We start from the raw sequence: 23828 nt of genomic DNA, 5'->3' as shown, positions 1-23828 counted from the left end.
CGTAACCTGCTTTCATAAGGGAGACTTGTTAGCATTTAGCTGGTGAATGGGACAGAGATTAACCCGACGACCTAAAAAAGGAAATAGAGGATGGCATTGAAAAATATTGTATAAAAGCAAAAATGTCACAGAAAAAACTAAAAGATAAATACAAATGTGGCATGCAGAAAATAATCAATAAATACGATATATTATCAGAGGTGATAAAGGGGGATAATGAAAATAAAAACTGAACCAAATGTATTTAAAATATTGTTCAATGAAATAGTACTATAAATTATGGATATTAAAGGAATCCTTAGTCAATTATTGAGTAAAGTGCGTATCTTGTCTTGTTTTTCGTTGATATAATATTCCATAATCGCTGGTAAAATGAATGGTTAAAGTTAACAGCAATAAATATGGTTTGTCTGTAAACGTTATTGTTTAGTGACTTTAATCACATTTTTTCTTGGAAAACAATAGCTTTTCAAAACAGGCTAGACGCGATTAATAGTACTTTCAAACTTAATCAAAACAGGAAGTTATTATGGCTAATATGATCTATTTAACCTTGCAAGGAGACAAACAAGGGTTGATTTCACAAGGTTGTTCTTCGGTTGAGTCCATCGGAAATAAATATCAGACTGGTCATGAAGATGAAATCTTTGTATTGAATCTGCATCATTCTATTCATAGAGAACAAAATGTTAACCATAGTCCAATTGTGTTTGTAAAGCCACAAGATAAATCATCACCGTTATTAATGATGGCAATTTCAAATAATGAAAATTTGAATCTGAAATTTGATTTTTATCGCACTTCACAATTAGGATCTCAGGAGCTCTATTATTCAATTGAATGTCGTGATGCGACAATCATTGAATTGTCACCAAACTATCCGCATAGTATTAACCATGCGGAATCACAACCGGAAGAAATTGTCTCTATTAAATATAAAGATATTATCTGTCGTCATCATATGGCAGGAACATCTGGATATAGTGTCTGGGACGAAAGAGTGTATTGATAATTTGCAAAAACGCCGATTATTTAATCGGCGTTTTCCTGAATACAGAGTTTCTTAAATGTCGGTGAACTCATTAAACCAAAAATAGCGTTGCCAATCCCAAAAAAATAAAGAAACCGCCGGTATCAGTAATTGCAGTAATCATAACACTGGAACCAATCGCAGGATCTCTGCCTAACTTCATCATAATAAAAGGTATCAAGACCCCCATCAAGGCAGCCATCAGCAAGTTTAGTATCATTGCCATTGTCATTACGCCACCCATTGCAAGGTCATCATAGAGCACATAAGTGACAATACCCATAATGCCTCCCCAAATAACACCGTTTATCAGAGCAACACCAAGTTCCCTCAATAAAAGATAAGGGAAACTCCCTGTTTGGATTTGGTGGAGAGCCAATGCCCGTACGATCATGGTGATAGTCTGATTACCGGTATTGCCCCCGATGCCTGCTACAATAGGCATTAAAGTGGCAAGAGCCACGAGTTGGGAAATAGTATGTTCAAACAGGCCGATAACACGTGAAGCGACAAACGCTGTGCACAAATTAATAGCAAGCCAAGTCCAGCGGGTTTTTACTGCCTGCCCAACCGGTGCGAAGACATCTTCTTCGCGGCTCAAACCACCCATACGTCGGATATTGGTATCCGTTTCTTCGCTTAAAGTATCAACAATATCTTCGACAGTCAGACGACCCATCAAACGCCCGTTACTGTCCACTACCGCAGCAGAAATCAGGTCATAACGTTCGAACGCACTGGCAGCATCTTCGCCTTTTTGTTCAGGCAGAAAAGTGACGGTATCTATATTCATCACCTCAGCTACAAGTTTATCCGGTGCATTGATTAGCAAAGTCGTAAGCAGAAGTTCTCCCTGAAGGCGATTTTTACGATCAATGACAAAGATTTTATCCGTTGTTTCCGGAATAGAGCCGCGGGAACGCAGGAAACGCTGAACAGTACCGAGTGTGACATTACCTCGTACTGTCACAAATTCAAAATCCATCATCTGGCCGATACTGTCCTTATGGTACTGCAATACTTCCCGGATACGGTTACGTTGGCTAGGTTCCAGATAGGTCAGTAAACGGCGTGTTGTATCCCTGGGAAGGTGTTCAGCAATATAAGCCTGTTCATCTACGTGCAGTGTGCCAATTGCTCTGAGCAGTTCCAGATCAGACATGTCTTTGATTAGGTTATCCCAGACTGGGATAGAGGCTTCCACCAATACCTCACCACGCTGGTTATTATCAATGAGCCGCCATAAAGCAAGGCGTTCATCATAAGGTAATGCTTCCAGAATATCGGCAATATCTGCTGCATGCAGATTGGTCAGAAGGGATTTGACTTCTTCAATCTTCTCTAATAATTGGTCATCGCTGATTTTTGCGTGTGCATCAGCTTGCCCCAATAACGAATCAACGAATAGTTTATCGTCAATGAGCAGCGAAAACAGGTTCTGGCGAATGAGAGCCAGCTTTTGGGAATGTTGACTGGTGACATTCCCATTATCAGGTTTAAAGGTTGGTTGTAACATAGTCTACCTTTAATTTGTGCAAATAGTTTTGCACAAATTTGAACAAAGCTACCCAGTTTAGGGGGATATGGTGCTATTTTGTCTTAGGATTGCCATTTTGTCCCATCATATTTTGCTGTTTTTGCTGATAATGTTCCAACGCCGCAGTTGATGATTCCTCTTGAATATGTAAGTGCCAACCCGCTACATCACCCCAGTAAATCTGTTCTTTCTCTAAGTCTAACTGCACCAGTACATTCTGAATTAGATAGTTTTTGGGAAGATAAAGTGTCCAGTGACCATGATCCGTTTCCAGCCTTAAAGATTCAGGAGTCGTCGTGGATTGGCGTTGATTATTCAGCAAGGTTGCTAATCTCAATATCTGGAGTATCGGAAGATATTGCTTTTTCTTGAACAGATAGAAACGGGGATGTTCATGAATTTTAACTGCTTTGCGGTGGTAACGAACCAATGTTGCCAACAATAATTGCTGTTCTTGATTAAAACCGGGTAAGTCCGTGTGTTGCAGGATATAGGCAGAATGCCGCTGTAAGCCACTCAGGTTGATGCTTAAGCCAACTTCATGGAGCATCGCTGCCCAGAGCAGAATGGCTTCCAATTGTGGTTGTACTCGTTTCGGATTTTGTGCCGCCCATTGGTCATAAAGTGTTTTGGCTGTGTTCCAGACACGGCTGGCTTGTTCCCTGTCAATATTATAGTGATCAGCAAGACTTTTGGCTGTTCTTTGACGAATATCCTGATGGCGGAAGCGATCTTCCATTTCGTAAAGAACACCTTCACGTAATGCTCCGTCAGACAAACGTAATTCTTGAATATGCAAGGCATCAAATATACCGCATAGAATAGCCAGACCCGGAACAAAAGTTTGTTTGCGATCTTCGGGTAAACCGGGTAAATCCAGAGAGTTGAAGTTTTTGTATTTTAATACCCGTTTCACCAGCATATGGAGGCGATCAGGTGTAATCAAACCATCTTTTTCACCAAATTCAATCAGTGATTCATGGACTGCTTTGATAGTCCCTGATGCTCCTAAAGCAAAATCCCAACCTTTTGTGCGGAATTGCCAGATGAGATTTTCTAGTTTTTGTTCTGCCTGAAGCCTTGCTTTGTGGAAATTATGCTCATTTACTACGCCACCAGGAAAAAACTGTCGGGAAAAACTCACACACCCCATACGGCGGCTTTCAATTAATAGAGGTTCGAAATCCTCACCAATGACCAACTCGGTGGAGCCACCACCAATATCAATCACCAGTTTACGGCCCTTTTCCGGTTGAGTATGTTCTACCCCCATGAAGATCAAACGGGCTTCTTCGTGACCGGAAATAATTTCAATGGGATAAGGAATAACCTCTTTGGCTCGTTTCAGAAATTCTTCCGCATTGGTTGCTTCCCGTAGACTATGAGTACCTACAAGGCAGACATTTTCCGCAGAGAAACCCTGCAACCGCTCAGCGAATAGCGACAGGCAGTCAAGACCGCGACTGATAGATTCTTCACTTAACTCATTTTTATCATTAAGTCCATCAGCAAGGTAAACCCGTTTTTTTAGGCGCCCAATAACTTGTAATGCACCATTTACAATACGGGCGATAACCATATGAAAACTGTTAGAGCCAAGGTCAATGGTTGCAATTTCCAGCGGCTTAGGCGTTGGTTTATCGTGTTTCAACGGCATAAATTAGGCTCTTGGTTCCGGTTGTTCCAGGTTTTTCAGATAATCATAAATGGCAGTTTGTGCGCGGATTTTACGCTTATTTCCCCGTGGTACATAGCGATTGCTCAATTCTTTATCAATATAGCGCGCCTTGACTGTATCGTTAAACTGGAGTTCTAAGATATCCAATACTCGTTGTTTTAACAGGGGATCTAATAAACAAACGGCGACTTCAATACGATAATCAATATTCCGGGTCATCCAGTCTGCGGAAGAGAGGAAAATTTTTTCATTCCCTTTATTGGTGAAAACATAAACCCGATCATGTTCAAGGAAGCGATCTACAATACTGGTGACTTGAATGTTCTCACTAAAACCGGATTGATTGGGAACCAGAGAACACATACCCCGGATCAGAAGACGCACTTTGACACCCGCTTCTGAGGCATCATACAGGCGATCCACTAATTCTCTATCTACCAGGTTATTTATTTTTAAGGTAATGCCTGCCAGTTCTCCTGCTTTGGCATTTTCGATTTCTTGAGTAATTAACTTATTGAGCATCGCACGTGAATTTTGGGGCGATACCATTAAATTCTCAAATGTTACGGGACGATAAGGGTTTTCAATAAAGTTAAATACACGACGTACTTCATTGGTGACTTCTGGCTTGGCTGTTAGCAGGGAATAATCGGTATATAAGCGAGCTGTTTTTTCATTGAAATTTCCTGTACCAATATGGGCATAGCGGATAATTTCACTGCCTTCAAGGCGCGAGATGATAAACAACTTCGCGTGAATTTTCAGGCCCGGAGCAGAGAAAATCACGTGCACGCCTGCTTCAGTCAGGCGTTTTGCCCAGTGGATATTGGCCTCTTCATCAAATCGTGCCTGTAACTCCACGACTACCGTTACTTTTTTACCGTTGTGAGCCGCATGGATCATAGAATCAATAATGCGTGAGTCTTTAGCTACACGATAGATGTTAATTTTTATCGATAATACACTCGGATCGAATGATGCCTGCCGCAGTAATTCCAGCACATGCTCGAAAGTGTGATAAGGGTAATAGAGCAAAACATCTTGTTCACGGATAGCATCAAAACCATTGCGGAAATGATCAAACCAGGTATGGCGTAAGCGTGGCATTGGTTTATTCAGAAGGGTTCGATTTCCTTCATTGGGAAACTTAATAAAATCTTTGAAGTTGTGATAACGGCCACCAGCAATAACAGAGTCATCATTAGACAACCCTAACTTACTGCGTAGTAGTTCTACCATTTCATCCGGCATATCCCGTTGATAAACAAAGCGGACAGGTTCGGCCGTTAACCGTTGCTTCAGGGTTGAAGACATCAATTCCAACAAACTGGATTCCATTTCCGTTGCTAAATCGTATTCAGCATCACGGGTCATTTTCATGGAGTAAACGTTCAGTGTATCGTAATCAAAAAAACCTTTGAAAATTTCATCCAGTGTATAACGCAAAATATTATCAAGTAAAATCATTGACTTGCGTTTTTTTGGCATTTCTGGCGGCAGATTAACGAAACGGGGAACTTTGTCTGCTGGAATTTCCAGCAGGGCATATTTTGTCTCTTGTCCCCGAATAATTTCCACAGCCAGATAGGTGTAATCATCTTTCAAAAATTCAACCAGATTAGTCTCTGGATTGATAACGATAGGTGTAATATGCGGACGTAAATGTTGCCGGAAATATTGTCGCAACCAGATTTGTTGATTGGGAGATATCTGCCGTTCATTGATTAAGAAAATCTGGTTGCGCGCCATTTCTAAGAGTAAATCGTTATAGAGTTCATCAAACTCCTGATCGATTTTGGCTACTTTAGACTGGATCTTTTTGAATAATTGCCGAGCGCTGGTTGCAGAACCCCGTTCTTCGCTAATAAGAATACGACGTTTTACATCAGCAAAACGAACTTTATAAAACTCATCCAGATTATTGGAGTAGATCCCTAGAAACCTCATTCTTTCAATAAGTGGATTGCTTTTGTCAGCCGCTTCCTGAAGTACGCGTTCATTGAAAGAGAGCCAACTGAGTTCTTTTTCTGTATAGAGGCGGTCGTGGGACATTACTACTCCGTTTGGTCCATTTATTGGGTTAACGATCTTGCTTTTTACTCTGAGAATGACGAATTTTGTTAGCAAAATAGTGATGCTGGAAAGTACACATCCGAATAGCAGTATGATAAGAGCCGTTTACGAAAAATTCATCGATTAATTCACCTTCTGTATAAAATCCTAATTTATTGTATATATGAATTGCTTTTTCGTTCTCTTTATCAACGATTAAATAGAGTTTGTAGAGATTGAGTACAGAAAATGCGTACTCCATCGCAAGTTTAACTGCCTCAGTTGCATAGCCTTGCCCTTGATAAGCCGGTGCAATAATGATTTGAAATTCGGAACGGCGGTGAACATAATCAATTTCCACTAACTCAACCAAGCCGACTTTAGCGTTCATGCTTTCTATAATAAAACGGCGTTCACTTTGGTCGTGGATATGTTTGTCATAGAGATCGCATAATTCAACAAAAGCCTCATAAGGCTCTTCAAACCAATAGCGCATGACACTGGCATTGTTATCGAGCTGGTGGACGAAAGGGAGATCTTCCCGTTCGAGGGGACGTAAGTTTACGGGTGGATTTTCAGAGCCACTGGACATTAGATACCTCAGTGTTTTTACGATAAGGGCCGATTTAGTTTTGGTCTATACGAAATGATATACGGATAGTTAATTATTACTAGATATCCCCGTTGCCTTTCAAGTTACAGCTTTGGGTTAGCACTATAATTTATAGAAAAATATAACTTATAGAAAAAGAACGAAATATAGAAAAAGAGCTTTCCGAAAGAATAACTTACAGCAAAGTGTCTGGTTAATTTTCATTATATTAACATGATTCACTTTAATACATTAACCTTAAAACGTATTAATCTCAATGTATTAACTTTACACGCTAACCTGAACACATTAATTCTGGACACAATGCTGTAATCGATCTAATGATATTGGTTATTCTGAAGCATAACCTTGTGGTGGCAATATCTTGCCATCCATAATGGCGGTATTGTTATCCATTCTCAGACGCTGATCCAGGAACCAGCCGATGACCAGTGGGTAAATATCATGCTCCTGAGTTTGAATGCGTCTGATAACATCTTCTTCCTGATCGCCTGTAAAGATTGGTACTTTAGCCTGCAAGATAATGGGACCACCATCAAGCTCTTCAGTCACAAAATGGACAGAAGTACCATGCTCCTGATCTCCATTTTCTATTGCTTTACGGTGGGTATGCAGACCGGGATATTTCGGTAGCAGGGAAGGGTGAATATTAATCAGTCGTCCGCGATAATGCTGGACAAAACCGGGTGACAATATTCTCATATAACCCGCTAAAACGACCAAATCGGGCTGATATCGATCAAGAGCGGTGAGTAGGGCAAAATCATAATCTGCACGATTTGAATACTCTTTCGGATTGAGAAAATGCGTGGGAATACCCGCACATTCTGCCCGTTGCAGGCCATAAGCATTAGCATTGTTGCTGAATACTGCACAGACCTGCCCATTAATCCGGTTTTGTTGGCAGGCATCAATAATGGATTGTAGGTTACTGCCATTACCAGAAATTAATACCACAATTTTTTTCATAGGATGACTTTCTATTAACGGGCTTTTTATTTACGAGCTTTTTATTAACTGATAGTAACTTGCTGTTCGTTGTGACCAAGTTCAGTAATGCTGCCGATTTGCCACGCTTTTTCACCCGCAGTGTTTAGGCATTCAATTGCCTGTTTTGCTTGAGATTGTGGTAGAGCAATTATCATTCCGACTCCACAGTTGAATGTGCGATACATTTCGTGATCGCTGACATTACCTGCCTGTTGTAACCATTTGAAAATCGCAGGCCACTGCCAGCTAGTCCCCTCGATTCTTGCCTGCATATTTTCTGGCAGAACACGGGGAATATTTTCCCAGAAGCCGCCACCCGTCAAATGAGAAATCGCGTGGATCTCAACATTCTCAATTAATTCAAGTAGTGGTTTGACATAAATACGGGTTGGGGCAAGTAAATGATCCGCTAATGGCTTATCATCCAGTTTGGTTGTTTCAGGATTGGTCTGGCTGACTTCAAGGATTTTGCGAATTAATGAATAGCCATTAGAATGTGGCCCGCTGGAAGCTAATGCAATCAGTGCATCGCCGATCTGAACCTGACTGCCATCAATGATTTCTGATTTTTCAACCACGCCGACACAGAAACCAGCGACGTCGTAATCTTCTCCATGATACATGCCGGGCATTTCGGCTGTTTCTCCACCGACCAGTGCACAACCGGCTTGTTTACAGCCTTCTGCAATGCCAGTGATGACACTGGAGGCTGTATCAACATCCAATTTACCTGTTGCATAATAATCAAGGAAGAACAGTGGTTCAGCACCTTGAACAACCAGATCATTAACACACATGGCGACCAAATCAATTCCGATAGTATCGTGACATTTCAGATCCATCGCCAGACGCAGTTTAGTACCAACGCCATCTGTGCCGGAAACTAAAATAGGTTCACGATATTTTTGTGGCAGGGCACATAAAGCGCCGAATCCTCCCAATCCCCCCATCACTTCAGGGCGTCGGGTCTGTTTCACTACGCCTTTGATACGATTGACTAAGGCATTACCCGCGTCAATATCGACTCCGGCATCTTTATAGCTAAGAGAGGTTTTGTTGGTCACTGCGTAGCTCCCAGGCGATTGCATTTGAATGAATAAAACAGAACGGAGATAATTCTAGCAGTCTGGGCAAACGTTTGCGATAGCTTTCTGTAGGTTATTACGGATAAAAAAATAGAAGAAAAATACTTGTGGTTGCTAAAAATCAATAGATGGATAGTGGCGCGATATCAAAAAGGAGGTATAATCCCGCGATTTTTTTTATCCGCCGGCTATATACAGTAGGAGAAACCCATGAAGATCGTTGAGGTTAAACATCCACTCGTTAAACATAAACTGGGCCTGATGCGCGACCATGACATAAGCACTAAGCGTTTTCGTGAACTGGCCTCAGAAGTGGGAAGCCTTCTGACATACGAAGCAACTGCTGATTTAGAAACTGAGAAAGTGACCATTGATGGATGGTGTGGTCCGGTAGAAGTCGATCAGATCAAAGGAAAAAAAATCACAGTAGTGCCCATTTTGCGTGCAGGTTTGGGAATGATGGATGGTGTTTTGGAAAATATTCCAAGTGCCCGTATCAGTGTTGTCGGTGTTTATCGTGATGAGAAAACACTTGAGCCTGTGCCTTATTTCCAAAAACTGGTTTCTGACATTAATGAGCGTATGGCGCTGGTTGTTGATCCAATGTTGGCAACAGGCGGTTCTATGATTGCTACGATTGATCTACTGAAAAGAGCAGGTTGCCCTGTCATTAAGGTATTGGTTTTGGTTGCTGCACCAGAAGGCGTTGCAGCACTGGAGAAAGCTCATCCTGATGTTGAGTTATTTACCGCGTCTATCGATGAACGTCTTAATGAACATGGATATATTGTTCCTGGCCTGGGGGATGCAGGCGATAAGATATTTGGTACAAAATAATATTTATAGAATAATAAAGTTGTAAGCTAATTTATATCTGCTCCTTATGAGAAAGAATTTTTTACAAAATCCTTTCTCATATTTTAGGCGTTGTGCTATAAAACTGACGATGCTAAAAGTATCAGATGCTTTTTCTATATAATTCAGTTTCACTTATTTATTTAGTATCATTAAAGATAAAGTAGAGAATAAAATGAAAGATACCAATATTATTACTTTATATATAGATGAGTCGTTGATCGAAGAGTTTTATACTGAACTTGCTAAATTTCATATAGAAGTTGATCCAGTAACATCTCGTTCAGAGACATTCAACATTATTAAACCTACTCTCACTTTTTTTAAAGATAATTTAAGCTATCTTGATAGTATAAGAAGAGCACTCATAGCACTTTTGGGTGGTCGTAACTTAAAAATATCTATAGTTAACAGTAATGGCAGCTCTATATCTATTGAGGGTGATTTAGATAAAAACGAAGTCACTGAACTTTTGAAAGAGACTCATGCCTTGATAATTTCTACATCCGATAAAGAAAAGTAAATCATTAGAGAAAACTATTCAATGTAACTCATATTCATTCAGGATGTGTCATAATAAGAGTATAATCATAGGGAGAAATTACGCGACTTAAAATAATAGTAAGTTGGGTTCTTATCCATTAATATTTCTTCTACACTTATTAATAATGTAATACTCATGACAAGAGGGAATATTCTTTCTTCGAAGTTAATTGCGTATTCTTGTAAGATTATCATCGAGTATGTCAATAATCTTATCTAACTCTACCATGTGAGGATTCTGTTTATCTTCTCTTTCATCAAAATCCTTCGTGTCGAAAGGAATATGGCTCAATGAGTTTTGTGCAAATGTAGTCTGTGTTCGTCTGGCTACTTGTCTTAAGATGTTTTCAATTGGTTATTTTTTATAATATTAGAAATAATTGGCCGAAAAATAAAACATTATCAGAATGTATTGTCAACTATGTTTGTTATCGCTTTTTGTAGTAGACTTGGTTTTTATGGTAAACTCAGTACTGTTCGTTATCCATTCGGTTTGAGGTGCTTCTGAATACACCGGCGCAGCTTTCATTGCCTTTATATTTGCCTGATGATGAAACATTTGCCAGTTTTTTTGCAGGTGAGAATACATCTTTATTAGCAGCAATAAAATTGGCTATTAGTCAGTCACATGGTAGTTATATCTATTTTTGGTCCCGCGATGGGGGGGGCAAGAGCCATTTACTCCACGCAGCCTGTGCCGAATTGTCCCAACAAGGGGAGGCTGTAGGGTATGTACCATTAGATAAACGTGCTTATTTTGTTCCAGAAGTTCTTGATGGTATGGAACATTTATCATTGGTGTGTATTGACAATGTGGAATGTATTGCAGGTGATCAGGTATGGGAAATGGCTATTTTTAATCTTTATAACCGAATTGTAGAGATCGGCCGAACCTGTCTTTTGATTACCGGAGATCGTCCTCCCCGGCAAATTAACTTAACATTGCCAGATTTGGCATCTCGCTTGGATTGGGGGCAGATCTACAAATTGCAGCCCTTGTCTGATGATGAAAAAATTCAGGCATTGCAACTGCGGGCGAAGTTACGAGGGTTTGAATTACCTGAAGATGTGGGTCGTTTTGTGTTAAAACGACTTGATAGGGAAATGCAAACACTATTTAGAACGTTGGATGAGCTTGACCGTGCTTCTATTGTGGCTCAACGTAAACTGACAATCCCATTTGTAAAAGATATTCTTGATCTTTAATAAGTTGGGTCAGGAAGCAAAGGGTGAAAAAGTGATAGAGGTATTTCCCTATCACTTTTTTGTATATGCCAAAATAATTAATTGCCTAAAATTTCTTTAACCTGCTCTGGCGGACGTCCTAAGCGTGCTTTATCTCCTGCCACAACAATTGGACGCTCTATGAGTTTAGGGTTCTCGGACATTGCCTGGAGTAAGGTTTCCTGTGATAGTTCATTATTATCAAGTCCCAGTTCTTTATAGAGTGTTTCTTTCTTTCGTATTAACTGGCGGGCATCGTTGAAACCTAGCTTTTTTAATAAAACAGCAAGTTGTTTTGCTGTTGGAGGCGTATCGAGATAATGAATAATTTCTGGTGTAATCCCAAGATCTTCAACTAACTTAAGCGTTTCCCGACTTTTTGAACAACGGGGATTATGGTAAAAAATAATATCTTGCATGTAAAAAAACCTCATTTCTCATATTGGCTATAACGTTGTTGCAGTTGGCGTAACTGATCAATGCGGGCATCGTAGCGGGCTTGATCATAACTATTTAATTTTACCAATGCACTGGCCTGGCTGAGATAATTTATAGCCATATCGAACTGTCCTTTTAATGCCATAGTTTCTGCATAAGCTGCCAGTTCAGTATTGCGTTTTCCTTGTTTACCCGCCGCTTCTGCCATTAATGACCAACCCGTTAAATCATCAGGATAGTTGAAGGTATATTGGAATAGCTGCTGTGAAGCCTTTGGATATTGTTTAGCCTGAATATAGACGTTAGCGAGATTGATTTGTAGCACCGGATCATTTTTATGTTTTTGAAGGGCTTGTTGTAAGCGGGTAATAGCTTGCGCATACTGTGACTGCTCAATATCAATATCTGTCATAGCATCGATAAACCATATATTATCTGGTTGCTCATCCAGTAATGGAGTCAATATTGTTCTGGCTTCAGTATATTTTTTATTTTGGGTTAGGAAGAGAACCCGTCCGTAAGAGGCGGCAATTTTTTCTTTTACAGTTCCTTGGCTGTATTTGTTCAGAAGCTCCTCTGTATAGGGAGATTGTGCAGTAGAATTTATTGTCAGAATACGCACGCGGGCAAGCAGATAATCCTGTGATTCTGGGATAGATTTTTTTGGGTATTGATTGGCCCTGTTGCGGGCATCAGCTAAGCGGCTGTCAGGCAATGGATGAGTATATAACATTTCTGGCAGTTTAGAACTGTACCGGGATTGATCCCCCAGAGTTTGCATGAAATTGGACATCCCATAAGGATCAAACCCGGCTTGGTTCAATATCCGCATACCTATACGGTCTGCTTCTTGTTCGTTTTCACGAGTAAAGCTGATTATGCCTTGTGTAAAACCAGCCAGAGTACCGCTTAATGCTGCCATTCCTGCTTGTGGATTAGCCATTAGCAATAAGATAGAACCTAATGTGCCAGCCCATGCCAGCGGTGATTTTCGTTGGATATCTTCCATCCGGCGGGCTAAATGACGCTGAGTGACATGAGCGATTTCATGGGCCATGACAGAGGCTAATTCGTTTTCATTTCGGCTATAACGGAACAGCGCTGAGTGTAGTACAACATTGCCACCGAAAATAGCATACGCATTAATGTTAGGATTATTGACGATATAAAAACGAAAAGGCGTTTTGACCGCATCTGCGTGATTTACTAACCGCTGGCCTAGCTTATTGATATATTTTGTTAATAGTGGATCGTAAATCAGCGGGGTTCCAGCACGTATTTGGCGAATATAAAAATCACCTAGTTCTATTTCTTGATTGATACTGAGTGTAGATCCTGCTGTTGTGCCAATATCTGGTAATGAATCTGCAACAGGTGCGGAAAGGGCCGGAAGATTGCCAAATAGTGTCAGACTAACCAATATCGCTATCAGGGGTTTCTTGGTAGATGTTTTTTTCATAAAGCGACTCTCATAAAACAGTGCTTATAAAAACACTATGTCCAGTTAGCTATCATTTTCAGGATACGTGTATGATAGCAAAGGGTAACTTAAAATCGGTCAGTCGTAAGCAATTTCAGTAAAATAATTGTTAAGTATTGTTATCAGGGAGTTTTTTTATGTTGGATATGATCATGCAATGGTATCGTCGCCATTTTGCTGATCCACAAATTGCTGCATTATCGTTCATTTTGTTAGCAGGGTTTGGCATCATTTATTTTTTTAATGGTATTTTGGCACCGGTTCTTGCCGCAATTGTACTGGCGTATTTACTGGAATGGCCAACAGTAAAACTGGAGAAATTAGGCTGTAGCCGCTCACTTTCTGTGACAATTGTATTAACTATTTTTATGGGGATTAGCGCCTTAATTATCCTAATTGTTGCCCCAACAGTATGGCAACAGGGTGTAAATCTATTTTCTGACCTGCCAAATATGATTAACCATTTTAATGAGTATGCTCATACTTTGCCTTCTCGTTATCCCGCTCTGGTTGATGCTGGTATTATTGAAATGTTTGCAGAAAATCTGCGTGGCAAGCTTTCCTTAGCGGGAGAATCTGTGGTTAAGTTTTCCGTGGCATCCTTGATTGGGCTGTTAACTTTTTCTATTTACTTGATTATTGTTCCTTTTATGGTGTTTTTCTTGTTGAAAGATAAAAATAAGATGGTTGCAGCATTACAAAGTATATTGCCACGTAACCACGGTTTAGCCGGGAAAGTATGGCATGAAATGAATCAACAAATTACCAATTATATCCGTGGAAAAGTGATGGAAATGGTTATCCTGACCATTTGTACTTACGCGGTATTTGCTTTCTTTGAATTGCATTATTCGATGCTACTTGCTGTACTTGTTGGCTTGTCCGTGTTAATTCCCTATGTAGGTACGGTGATTGTCACTCTTCCTGTCATTATAGTTGCATTATTCCAATGGGGTTTCGGAACAGATTTTTGGACACTATTTATCGCTTACTTGGTTGTACAAGGATTAGACGGAAACCTGCTTGTACCTATTCTGTTTTCAGAAGCAGTAAATCTCCATCCACTGGTTATTATTCTTTCTGTTATTATTTTTGGTGGATTATGGGGATTCTGGGGCGTTTTTTTTGCTATCCCATTGGCGACTTTGATCAAAGCAGTCATTAATGTCTGGCCAGAAGAAAAAGCAGAAGAGTAGTCATAGCGAACTGCGATAGTGCTGATAATGCAGAAGTCAGCGAAAAAATCCCCCATCAACCAGATGGGGGATTGTGTTATTAGCCCGTGAATTTACCAAGATGAATGCTGTTTTAGATAATCCAGAACAATTTGGTGGTGGTCACTGGTTTTGAATTTATCAAAAACGTGTTCAATATTACCTTCTGGATCAATTAAAAAACTGATGCGATGAATACCATCATAGGTTTTTCCCATAAACTGCTTTTTACCCCAAACACCAAATTGTCCGGCAACCTGATGATTAACATCAGAAAGCAGAGTGAAATTCAGCATCTCTTTCTCGACAAAGCGGGATAATTTTTCGGGAGTATCTGTACTGATGCCTAATACTGTGACATTAATTTTTTCCAGCTCACCCATCGTGTCACGTAAACCACACGCCTGAACAGTACAGCCTGGGGTCATTGCTTTGGGATAGAAATAAACTAAAACACGCTGACCGTTGAAGTCAGATAAGTTAATGTTTTCACCATCTTGGTCAGGAAGGCTGAATTGTGGGGCCTTATCTCCGGCTTTCAATGGACTCATCACGCATTCTCCGTTTAATCGTTTTTATTCAAATGGATTTTATACACTAATACGACTATATGTTCACTCATTAATACGTATTCTGCATCTTTCGAATAGCTGGCAACTGGCCGAATGGCTAGTGCTGTGTATGGACTCATGCTAAATAATAAAATAAATGAAAACAACCAGATAGAAAACATCATCATTACAAATAAACCAATTGATTTATAGGTGTAATTATTTGCTTAAATCGCAATTGATAATGGTTATTGTTATTGATAATAATTATCAACACAGTTAGGTATCTTTAGATATTCTGACTCACTTCCGCGATGCAAAGAGCTTCGCTCAAAAACAGACAAAGGATTACTGTAATGGTTTATATGTCCAAGGACTTCAAAAAATTACTCAATACTCTGATCGATCGACAGATCAAAGCGGTGGGTCGCCAGACCGAATGGTTCAGCATGAATGCTAACGAACGTGAGAACTACGTCAGGCAGGTAGGTGAGCAGTTGCAAGAAATGCAGCAGAGCACGTTGAGTGTATTGGCTGCACAGTATTTTCATATGCAGGATAACCCCGTTTCGATCGACGACCAGTTGCAGACGCTGCAACAAAGACGGCAGCAGATGAACAGTAAACCTGACACGCCGGCGGTCAATGCCTACAAGCAGCAACTAGACCGTGACATCCTGTTGTACGGTCGCCAACAGACAGCCATGACGCACTTTGATAGCACTTGGGGCAGGGCTTTAGCTATCCTCAGTCCCGATGGTGTCAAAACCCTGAATGCAGTGACTTTGAAGGAGGATGCAGCGGGCAAGCAGGCCAAGCTGGATGCCGAGATCAAGCGGCTGGAACAGCAACTGACCACACAGATGGCCGATTCTACATTCAGCCGAAAATACGTGACGCTATTTTCCGAGCTGCAAGCTTACAAGGACGTCAATTCCCGTTACAACGCCTTGCTCAAAGCACCCTTTACGGAAGAGGCTGCGGCCCTCAATGCGTTGACCAAGGTGCCCCAGGCCTCTGATGATCTGCCGGTAAATATTTCACTGCTGATGATGGAGGAACGTCCTGGCTACATCCGCATGAACGTCGCTTTGGTCAATGCCAGCACTGATGGCCGCTTCAAGGATTTCTTTCTGGAGAACGGTAGGCTGGTCGTACCGACAAATGGGGTGCTCAATTTCTCCTTCGGTACTGCCGCCCGCTCCTTGGCCTGGCAACAACAATACCGGCTGAAGAGTGAGCCGCCCTCTTTTCGCTCGCCGACCTATGCGCCAATTCGTTCGGTGCTGGTCAAAACTGCATTCGTCGAGAAGTACTTCTCCAACTACCTGGTTTCGGAAAGTACCTTGCGCGAAGGTTTTAAAGCGCAGTTGCTCGATAATGGCCGCAAGATATTGCTGACCAACGTTGACCGCAAGGTGCCGAACCAGATTGGGATTCAGGTGTCTGGTCAGGCTTTGAATACCACGATCACCCGTGAAGTGCCATTACCAGGCGCCTTGAGTGACTTGATCAACCAGAATGCTGATATCTCCAGCTTCCAGACTATCGGCCTGGAGGGGTTTCGCCAGAACAGTTACCATCCGGATCGTGATGGGCTTTTCGTCAATATTCATGAGCTGGAACGCTCGGTCGGTTTTGGCAATCGCCAGTACTTGCTGGAAATGCCACAGGGCAAAACCCCAAACGAAACCTACCTGTCCGCAACCCCCTTTGTGGTGATGAGCGTTGACGGCGACAAGATCAGCAGTAGTCACTTGAGTAAGGCACAGACCGCCGAATTGTACCAATACAACGCTGCATTTTTCGAAAAGCTGGATCGATTGCGAGACGATGGTGCGAAGGCCAGTCGTTTGTTTGAAGGCAGCAGAGAACGCACAGTGTTTGAGCAGCAACTGGTGCGTTTGCTCAAACGCAATCACATCACTCCCGCAGGAGTGTTGGAGTCAGAGTACACCAATGACAGAATGCGTGATATCAAGGGCAATAACTTGAACAAGGTACTGTGGGAACAGGCGTTCGCCGCTTCGGTCTGGCAGAACGTCAATAATGACCCTCTGTTGTTCAGGTTGGCGGCGAGCCTGGTGAAGAACCCGGCTGTGATCAAGGTCCTGCAAAGTGGTTATGTGCAAAGTGACATTGCCCAGGCCAAGAAGTTGTTGGCACCACTGTACGAACAGTGGCGTATTCAGGCTGTCGAAGAGGAAACTCAGCGGGTCGCCAGCGCCAATGCAGCACAGCATCCAAGCAACCCGAAAATACAGGTTTTCGATCAGGTTGCGGTTGAGCGCTTGCTGGATGGCAAGTTGCTCACCTTGTTGTTGGCTGGTCCCAAAGGCCTTGAGAGCAGTGATATGCAACTGCGTCTGACGGTCAAAGAGGCACTGTTGAGTAATGAGGGCAGGAGCCTGCGCAAACAGGTCTTATTCCATGTTTTGCGCCCGGTAGCCGATGGCCTTTCCAAAGCCGCAGTCCCGTTCAATCGTCATGCCGAGCTGGGTGCTGACAAAGTTATGATCAATAACCGATTGAATCAGCCTGACCCATATCTGATCCTCAATACCAACCTTGAAGAGCTGGCGTATCACGATGGTTCGTACCTGATCAAGGACGATAAGTACCGCAGCTACAACCAGTTCCGTCCTGACCCGAATAATGACGCCACACGTTACATGAATGATCTGGATACCCCGTTCGTAGGCGGGATTTCCGGGACCACTCAGACCGTCAGCAATGCCTTGCCGGAATTGTTCGGTGGCGCATTGAGCACCAAGGAGTATTGGCAGTTCCAGATGGTCAACGCGGCCTTCATGATCCGTAACGGCTATCACTCGTTCTTTGAAACCTTCTATGTCGCTGCGCGTTACGAGCCGAAGAATGCGGACAGTATCGGCAAGGACATGTTACAGATGTTCGACAAGTACCGCGCTGAAGGCAAAGAGAAGGCGTTGCAGGGTAAACTGTATGACGGAGTGATGGCACGAGTCTTGCCGATCATCAATCAGGGTTTGCCAGAGGCTAATCAGTTCCATTCACCGCGTTTTACCCGCTTGGGTCCAATGCCGGCGTTACCGGAACAGGAGGAAGGTCGCTACCATCATAAATCAGCGGGCATTGCTCCGTTCGATGAAAAACCTGTCAGTAATTGGGAAAAGCCTGTAGTTGAGTCTCTCCATGAGGGTGGAACGTCCCGCTTTGATGGTCAGCTAATTATTCAACTTGAAAACGATTCTGTAGTCAGAGAAGCGGCAGCAAAATTGGTGGGAAAACACCCTGATTCAGTACTGGTGCAGTTGGATGCTCAGGGTCAATATCAGGTGGTTCATGGTGACCTGGCTATCCTGAAGGATAAAGAAAAAATCCGCTGGCAATTGGTTGGTCATAGCCGCGATGATGGGGATAAACTTAATCACCAGACGCTGGCCAAACGTACTCCAGAAGCTCTGGCGTCACAACTCAGCCAGTTCTGCACAGACTCCGGCGTTAAGACGTCCCCTGAACATATCAGTATGGTGAGTTGTTCACTGGCTGGTGAAGACCAGCAGAAAAGCTATGCGCTAAGGTTTGCTCAGTCGCTTGACCAGCGTATTCGTCCACTTTCTGTTAAGGCTTATACCACTCAAATTACTGTCAGTTCTAAAGGCCGGAAACAACTGGTGGAAAACGGTAATAAAGTCACGTTTGTTTTTAATCAGGAGAATAGTGTATGGACGAAAACAGTAACGCCAGGTAAATCAGTCCCTACAGAGAATATGGTTAATCCGCCACTGGGAAACAAAACGGCTCCGCTTCCAGACAATGTGCAGATTGACATCCGGCTGCTGGAGATGCTTAACCGTGCAGAGGATTTTCAGCAGGCCACGCAGCATCTGTACAGCAAAAATGCACTGTCCGCAGAAGAGTGGTTGCCAATACTGGGCAGTCTCAGGGAGAGTGAATCCCTGTCGGGAAGTTATTCTTTACAGTTTATTAATAGAGCACGGCCTGAGCTTCCTCCCCAGACATTCACGACGGATGACCGACGTATTATTGATTTTATTCATTCTTATGATAAAGATCTCGATACAGTCAGCAAAACTCACGCGTATACCAAAGGGAAACTAACCCTGCGCCCAGGTATCCCCGAAGCAGACGCTGTTCACGGACTGAATTCCGCCTTTATGATTAAAACGCTGATCCCTTGGTTTGCCGATAGAAACCGCCCCATTGTAGCCAGTGATAAGGTGCCTAATGCGATGCCCAATACGTTAGAGAGCGCACTGCGGGTGCATACTTATGTTAACCTGACGCAGATGGCTCATGGTGTGTTGGAAGACGGCGCTAAACTCGCCAATTTGTACAGGACGGTAGTCAGTGAAGGCCGGGGTGTGACCAGCAGCCTGTTTTCATCGCTCTCCCATGTCAGCACGGGTGTCGGTGTGGGGTTAAATATCTTCAGTGTGGTACTGGATGGCATAGAACTGGCGCATGCGGAGAATGAATCCCAGAAGGCCGTTTATGGTACACAACTGGCGTTTGACAGTGCTGGCCTGGTGACAACCGGCGTAGGTATTGGTGCCGGGATCTTCGGTGCCCCCATTGTTGCAGGTTTTGCCTCCTCGCTGGCAGTACCACTGGCTGGTTTAGGTATTGGTTTTACGGCTCTGGCCGAGGCGTTCGGCAAGGTAGCCAGTGATGCACAGGCGGTAGGCAATTATTTTGCCGATCTGGACGCAGCTTATCAGCAGGGTGGATACCGACAGGCGGAAAAAGTGGCAAAAGATGGCAGCCGTTATAAGGTAATGGAGCCGATCCCCGGAGCCGTGATCCGTCAGCTCGATTTACGTCACGGTCACCTGACTTTTGACAGTCAGTATCTCTATCGCAACGACCCGACTTACTCATGGGGTTCAGGCCGGAGTAATTACTTTGGCTGGTGGCCCGGCAGGCCAGCTAATACTGATAAAAAACAGGCAATTAATATCCGTGAAGGCATCGGTCATAAACAGGCGCAAGTCGGCTTCCATCCTGGAAGCAGCGATATCCTGATCCTGCCAGTTACCATGAAGTCCTACATTAATTACGAATATATGATCCTGCCCTTCGTCACTGCCCGCAACGACCGCGGATTTGATGTTCTGCGACGACTGGAAGAAGATGGACGATTCGACTTTGATTTTTATGCTTTTCCCGGAGAGCGTGTGGTGCGCCGTATAAAGCCGGAATTTGTCGCGACGCCGGTTGACATCATTCTGGACGATGAAGACCGGGATATTGTCATCCAGCAGTTGCCGGAGGATGTTCACGGGTACTTGTCCTACCATCTGACCGGCGGGAAAGGCAAATACCGTATCAGCTTGCAGGAGGGGGTTTCTCTGTCCTTACAGGGAAACACTGATACCCACTGGATACTGGATGCCCGTCATATCGGCTCTAATGTTAGCCCCGGTCTCAGCAAAGAAGATAACAGACAACGACTGCATATCGGTAATATAAAGATAACCCTGTCTGAAGAGTCGGATAATATTTTCCTGATAAATAATAAAGGGATATCTTCTGTCAAGCAGGACGAAAAGAATCAGCAGTGGCAGATAAAAGAGATTGAAACGAATGCTGAGCGGTTTAACAGCCTGCAGGCGTTGCATGATCATCTCAGGCAGTTAAGCAATTCTGATCATCACAACAGGCCATATGTAGTGGTGGAACACTACCGACACTCACCACCGCAAAGCCGTCCTGTCGGCCGTGCATTCTATGAAACCGGTCGTGATCGTATGATTTACACCAACGTCCCTGACGCAGCAGATTTTCTCAACGATGCAGAGCTGGCGAAAGTCGAGGGTAATAAGGCGTGGTTTTACCGGGATACCACGCTCTGGCAAGTGGATATTGCCAGTGGTGAAGTTCTGCGGCAGTATCTGCCGATAAAATTTCCGGGGAATGATCAGGAGAAAATCAGCAGTCATGTGATGCAGGGCAATGACCAGCTCTGGTTTGTGGTGGAACGGCAGCTAGATGAAGGCCGTATCTCGTATACTTATCAGGTGGAAGAGGAAGCACTGAAACTGGTGGCAGTTGACGGGAATACGGCCATGCTGGCGACTCTGGATGAAGTCAGTAAAAGAATCTCGTTGCCTGTTCTTCTCGATTCCAGTGACGGTGAGTTTAATGGCCTTCTGTCACCACTGGTGGCGAATCAGTGGTTCACCGGCGATCTCTGCGTGCCGGAACGTCAGGTTAAAGGCAGCCCGGCGGAGGTGATCAGCCTTTCTGGACGAGTAGCGGGTATGGATAAACATTACTGGTTACAGACAGATGGAAAACAGCCGCAAAATATGGTCAAAATGAACCGGGTGAATCCGGATCAGGAGGATGCTGGCATCCTGGCTGAGCTGAAAAAGAAAAATTCGGATTTGCAGACTCTGACGGCTGATTTCACCCTCGTTTTCACCACGACTGGTGCTAAGCCGGGTTATTATTTTTACAGCCATCAGAGACATAGTCTTTATTTTCAGCAGGATAATGGACTGTCCGGCTCTCCGGCCAGCAAGGTGGCTGTTGACGATATCAGATCCGTATCCATAGCGAACAAGCAGTTGGTTGTACTTTCCAGTGGAGGGATGCTGTGGCTGGCAGATGATCAGGGCAGTATCCGTCTGATTGGGGTGACGGTAGATTGGTTGCTGCAACCTCACCAGCAGGGTCTGACGGCCGCACTGAGACAGCTGGCGCGGGATACTCCAGATCAGTTCAGTACCCTGCTGCTACAGGGGTTGCAGGACAGAGACGGAAAACCCGTCAGTGCCTGGTATGACAGTAAGGCAGATTTGGTGGTGCAGGGCAGAGTTGGGCTCAATACAGAACACACTCTGGTCTATCTTGGTTTAGCGGAAGCGGAAGCGGAAGATGGCAGGCAGGCATGGATTTTTGACACCGACAACCATCAGCTATATCGCCAGCCTCTGTCGACGGAGACTGACCTTAAGTTGAGTGAAAAGCGGGTGCTCTCTGGGGAACCTGCCGCAGCGGAACCCTGGCTCTTGGCCAGCCATCAATACCGCAGTGCGGTTCGTCAGGGCAATACACTCCGGCTGGAAACCCCGGACGGCGCGGTCTTACTGCTGTCAGCGGATGCCAAGATGACAGACCGTCCGGTGCTGATTGCCTGGCATGTACAGGGTCGCCCGGACAGTCAAATTGCTTCAGCCATTATGGCGCTCAGTAATGAGGTTGAATTACCGCAGGCCGTTAGACTGTTTTCTGAGCATGGTTATCCTGCGTGGTATCTGCCAGAGGAAGGAAAAACGCTTCGTTCCAGCATACTTAACTCGAATCATGTTCTGCATTACTTGGGGCAAGTCGCCGGGCAGGAGGCCAGTTATGTCCATGACCAGACTACCGGAGAATTGTGGCAAGTTAGCCAAGTCAGCGAAGGAAAGTCCACTCTGGTAGGAAATTACCGTTTTGTTAACCGAACACCGGAGAGTCTGGTGTTGCAGGTGGGGCAGGTTCCTTTGGGGGGGAAAATCCGTCTGCCGCAACTGGCAGGCACCGATCGGCTGGCTATCACCGGACGTTCAAAAGAATCGTATTACTGGCTGTCCCCCTCCGAGGCGCTGACTCATTACCGGCATATCACAATAGATGATCGGGGTCAGGATTCAGTCATCCGGTTTTCTGATACCGGCATAGCCAACCTGTCACTGTGGCGCAGTGACCAAGATCTCGTGCTGCTTCATCAGGCAGCAGAAGATACCAGTATACGCATTGTCAATATTGAACAGGCGGCGCAGCGCGATATGAGGCTTGAAATGACGCTGAAGAGAATGAAGATAATTAACTTACTGAGAAAAATGGCCAAACTGACGGTATTAAACCCCGATGTTAGCTGTTTCGGGTTAGTATCAGAGGAAGGTGAGCTCAGGATAAAATCCGCTGAGTGTACAGAAATGCTAGAGTAGCTTTCACCTCTATTCCGGCGCATTCAATACTTATGTCCCGGATGTAGCACTCTACCGCAGTGGCGATAGAACTGGAATAGAACTGGAGTTGGTGAAAAAGGCTCTGGGACGCTGTGTTAAGCAACTGGTCGATCTAATCGGCCAGTTGCCTAAATTGTTTTTGGGAGCAATCTATTTGTCAGTGATTGTTTTATTCATCTATCATATGGTGCAGGTAGATATTGGCAAGCACTGGCGACAGGATTGAATTTTGCGGACACCTTCGCACATTGCTGGATATCTTTTTACCCATTATGGGCTTTGTCTCAGGCTATAAGATATTTCTGAACGTTTGAAATATTGCATCAAAGAATAAACTAACTGTAATACATCTTATTGTATTGATTGTTACTTTTTTCATGTTCTTATAATTAAATAACAAGAGGTGAAATTAATTTTTATTGATGGTTTTTAATCATCACTATAAATGTAATTGTATTTATAAAATAATTTCAAATGGAATTATTCTTAAGATAAGATATTTTTTATTTATTAGGTTATTAATTGTAGTCAATAAAAAATGAATCAGCTCATCTAAAAAATAAAAGTGCAGACAGAA

The 23828-nt window shown here is 43.4% G+C and carries 16 protein-coding genes; 7 read left to right on the top strand and 9 right to left on the bottom strand.

All coding sequences use genetic code 11. The features are described from left to right. Positions 1 to 529: 529 nt before the first annotated feature. Positions 530 to 1009, top strand: a complete 480-nt coding sequence (locus tag Xind_RS04815; protein ID WP_047679552.1) for an Hcp family type VI secretion system effector — start codon at positions 530 to 532, stop codon at positions 1007 to 1009. A gap of 73 nt (positions 1010 to 1082) precedes the next feature. Here Xind_RS04815 and mgtE read toward each other — a convergent pair whose 3' ends face one another. The 6 genes from mgtE to purM all read right to left on the bottom strand — a co-directional run bounded on the left by mgtE (position 1083) and on the right by purM (position 8964). Beyond that, the gene (mgtE, locus tag Xind_RS04810; protein ID WP_187649578.1) at positions 1083 to 2546 is read right to left on the bottom strand and encodes a magnesium transporter; all 1464 of its coding nucleotides are present in this window, start codon (positions 2544 to 2546) and stop codon (positions 1083 to 1085) included. A 73-nt stretch (positions 2547 to 2619) separates the two neighbouring features. Continuing rightward, positions 2620 to 4224, bottom strand: coding sequence for an exopolyphosphatase (gene ppx / locus Xind_RS04805; RefSeq protein WP_187649577.1), 1605 nt, complete (start codon positions 4222 to 4224; stop codon positions 2620 to 2622). A gap of 3 nt (positions 4225 to 4227) precedes the next feature. Then, on the bottom strand, positions 4228 to 6297 hold the full coding sequence (gene ppk1 / locus Xind_RS04800) for a polyphosphate kinase 1 (RefSeq protein ID WP_047679549.1): 2070 nt from the start codon (positions 6295 to 6297) through the stop codon (positions 4228 to 4230). Between the two features lie 28 nt (positions 6298 to 6325). Beyond that, positions 6326 to 6889 (bottom strand): spermidine N1-acetyltransferase, encoded by a 564-nt coding sequence (gene speG, locus Xind_RS04795; protein WP_047679547.1) that lies wholly within the window; start codon positions 6887 to 6889, stop codon positions 6326 to 6328. A gap of 351 nt (positions 6890 to 7240) precedes the next feature. Next, positions 7241 to 7879, bottom strand: a complete 639-nt coding sequence (purN, locus tag Xind_RS04790; protein WP_047679545.1) for a phosphoribosylglycinamide formyltransferase — start codon at positions 7877 to 7879, stop codon at positions 7241 to 7243. 44 nt (positions 7880 to 7923) lie between these two features. Next, complete coding sequence (gene purM / locus Xind_RS04785; protein ID WP_187649576.1) at positions 7924 to 8964, bottom strand: phosphoribosylformylglycinamidine cyclo-ligase; 1041 nt, start codon at positions 8962 to 8964, stop codon at positions 7924 to 7926. 231 nt (positions 8965 to 9195) lie between these two features. Here purM and upp point away from each other — a divergent pair, with 231 nt between their 5' ends. The 3 genes from upp to hda all read left to right on the top strand — a co-directional run bounded on the left by upp (position 9196) and on the right by hda (position 11589). Continuing rightward, entirely contained in the window at positions 9196 to 9822 is a 627-nt protein-coding gene (gene upp / locus Xind_RS04780) for a uracil phosphoribosyltransferase (protein WP_187649575.1), read from the top strand. 193 nt (positions 9823 to 10015) lie between these two features. Beyond that, a complete protein-coding gene (locus Xind_RS04775) occupies positions 10016 to 10363 on the top strand; it encodes a hypothetical protein (protein WP_187649574.1) in 348 nt (115 codons plus the stop codon). A gap of 518 nt (positions 10364 to 10881) precedes the next feature. Continuing rightward, complete coding sequence (gene hda, locus Xind_RS04770) at positions 10882 to 11589, top strand: DnaA inactivator Hda (protein WP_187649573.1); 708 nt, start codon at positions 10882 to 10884, stop codon at positions 11587 to 11589. Positions 11590 to 11666: 77 nt separating this feature from the next. On the opposite strand, the gene arsC is transcribed toward hda, so the two are convergent. Both arsC and bepA read right to left on the bottom strand, forming a co-directional pair. After that, positions 11667 to 12026 (bottom strand): arsenate reductase (glutaredoxin), encoded by a 360-nt coding sequence (gene arsC / locus Xind_RS04765; RefSeq protein ID WP_047679539.1) that lies wholly within the window; start codon positions 12024 to 12026, stop codon positions 11667 to 11669. A gap of 11 nt (positions 12027 to 12037) precedes the next feature. Then, the gene (bepA, locus tag Xind_RS04760; RefSeq protein ID WP_187649572.1) at positions 12038 to 13504 is read right to left on the bottom strand and encodes a beta-barrel assembly-enhancing protease; all 1467 of its coding nucleotides are present in this window, start codon (positions 13502 to 13504) and stop codon (positions 12038 to 12040) included. 158 nt (positions 13505 to 13662) lie between these two features. Here bepA and Xind_RS04755 point away from each other — a divergent pair, with 158 nt between their 5' ends. Beyond that, a complete protein-coding gene (locus tag Xind_RS04755; RefSeq protein WP_047679536.1) occupies positions 13663 to 14721 on the top strand; it encodes an AI-2E family transporter in 1059 nt (352 codons plus the stop codon). 92 nt (positions 14722 to 14813) lie between these two features. On the opposite strand, the gene bcp is transcribed toward Xind_RS04755, so the two are convergent. Further along, on the bottom strand, positions 14814 to 15290 hold the full coding sequence (bcp, locus tag Xind_RS04750) for a thioredoxin-dependent thiol peroxidase (protein WP_047679534.1): 477 nt from the start codon (positions 15288 to 15290) through the stop codon (positions 14814 to 14816). A 356-nt stretch (positions 15291 to 15646) separates the two neighbouring features. On the opposite strand from bcp, the gene Xind_RS04745 reads away from it, so the two are divergent. After that, positions 15647 to 23230: a TcdA/TcdB pore-forming domain-containing protein gene (locus Xind_RS04745; protein WP_187649571.1), complete on the top strand. Its 7584-nt coding sequence runs from the start codon at positions 15647 to 15649 to the stop codon at positions 23228 to 23230. Between the two features lie 91 nt (positions 23231 to 23321). Then, the gene (locus Xind_RS04740) at positions 23322 to 23477 is read left to right on the top strand and encodes a hypothetical protein (protein ID WP_156115324.1); all 156 of its coding nucleotides are present in this window, start codon (positions 23322 to 23324) and stop codon (positions 23475 to 23477) included. Positions 23478 to 23828: the final 351 nt, after the last annotated feature.

The sequence above is a fragment of the Xenorhabdus indica genome, from assembly GCF_014467235.1.
GTDB lineage: Bacteria > Pseudomonadota > Gammaproteobacteria > Enterobacterales > Enterobacteriaceae > Xenorhabdus > Xenorhabdus indica.
The sequence above is the reverse complement of the archived record's forward strand: the minus strand, read 5'-3'. Positions and strand labels throughout refer to the sequence as shown.